General features: G+C 57.9%; 1 protein-coding gene. It reads left to right on the top strand.

All coding sequences use genetic code 11. The annotated features are described in order from the left end of the window. Window positions 1–177: 177 nt before the first annotated feature. Complete coding sequence (locus AB1609_22920; GenBank protein ID MEW6049287.1) at window positions 178–1,137, top strand: hypothetical protein; 960 nt, start codon at window positions 178–180, stop codon at window positions 1,135–1,137. Window positions 1,138–1,792 lie beyond the last annotated feature (655 nt).

Here is a 1,792-nt window from a genome sequence, read left to right as displayed (position 1 = left end):
ATAAACTTGACGGCGCTGATCTGCTAACAAAAGTCGCCAATGGCGTGAAGTTCGTGAATGGCAAGGAGGTGGTTCCCTCGAAGGAGCGGGCGGCTGCCGACTAAGCGATTTTCCACACCTCTTGACATGAGCTCCCGCCCGCCCCACCGTCGCCGCCCCGAGGAGTCAAAGCCGCAAGTGGAAGTGGGAGTCGTATCGGCTGTTGCAGAAGGGTTAGATGATCGGCTGGACAATTTTGTGGCTACCTTCGAACAGGGTCTAAGATTAGCCGGCATTGACGAGAAACCTAATTGGAGCCCGCTTACCATCGGTGCGCCTCAATTCGACGAAACGATTGCCTCTTCTTCCCCATCGAGAGTCCAGTTTACCAAGGCTTCTCTCGACCCAGAGGAAGTCCGGGTCGCACGTGAACTGGCTGCGGGATCGACCCGAAACCTCGTTCTGGGCCTGTGCGCGCAGCAAGGGTTTGTCAGGGAAAGAGAAATGCTTGGTCGCAAGTCAAGTGGGTCACCCGAGGATCTTGTGCACGCTCTCGAAGCATTGAGGGGCGCAGGTGTCGTCAGGATGGAGTACCTCCTCGAGTGTAAGCGCACCGGGGCTCCCCTCACCCAACTGGCCTCTCCAGAATACCTGAATGCCTCGATGAACGTACTGCGCTGTCCGTCGTGCGGGACCCCTTTCGGCCAAGAAGCGCTTTCGCCGGTGTATTCCCCATCAGACCTGGCCAGGCGACTGCTGCAGGGCAGCCTGTGGATGACAATTCTTACCACCAGTATACTCAGCGAGCTCGGTGTCCCACTTGACTCTATTCTTTGGAACGTCTCGGAGGCTGGTGGAGAGGTTGACATGCTGGTAGGGTTCGCAGGGCAGCTTTGGATCTTTGAGTTGAAAGACAGGGAGTTCGGTGCCGGCGACGCCTATCCCCTCCAGTATAGACAGGCACGGTACGGGGCCGACCGCGCCGTCATCATAACCACGGATAAGATAGCCCTTGACGCCAAAAGGGTGTTCGAAGAGGTCAACCCAGGGCGTGGCTACCTTAGATCCCATTATACATCGAGGGACTGGCCGACCTGCAGCAGGCGTTGGAGAGAGAACTCACGTTGGCGGTCCTCCGGTTCGCCTCACGCCGAATAGGATTGCTCGGTCAGCTGTACGGCTATGATCTCCGGCACGTTCTAGCGTCTCTCTGCGACCTGAAAGAAACGGGAGAGGCTGGGGGTGATGGGTCGGAGTTTGATTTCGCGTAATCACACTCCGGCGCAGGCGCTCCAGAGTGCGCCGCTGCAAGGGTTCATCCGGCAGACCTCACCAATACTGTTGCTAATATTGTCTAACCGCCTCTTTGCCAAAGTGCGTGGCGAACTCAGCGGGCACCGGTGCCGGTCATGAGTTGTACTCGAACTCCTGGGTGGCGCGTCTTACCGTGACCTCGTCGATGATGAGTTTCCCCTGGAAGTAGTAGTCGATGAGGCAAGCTCGGGGCCTTTCTTGGCCTTGAGCCGGACATAGAACTCGTGCAGTGTTAACGGCGACAAAACCGCCATAAGCAACGGCTGAGAATTCCTCAGAATCACCGAAGAGACCCCACCCCCGGCGAATCAAGGGACCCAAACTGCCCGTCGGAGGTGCCCAGGATGTTGGGGTGAGGAAATGCTGGACATCAGGAAAGCCACGTATTCCTTGACCAGACCAGGGCGGTGGACCTGGAACGCATCGCTGGGCACCCAGGGACACTGCCGGAAAGAGCGTACCGCCCCGTTCAGGAAGGTTTGCTACGTATGCTCTCGCG

Source organism: Bacillota bacterium (genome assembly GCA_040754675.1).
In the GTDB taxonomy this organism is placed as follows: Bacteria; Bacillota; Limnochordia; order Limnochordales; family Geochordaceae; genus Geochorda.
The sequence above is the reverse complement of the archived record's forward strand: the minus strand, read 5'-3'. Positions and strand labels throughout refer to the sequence as shown.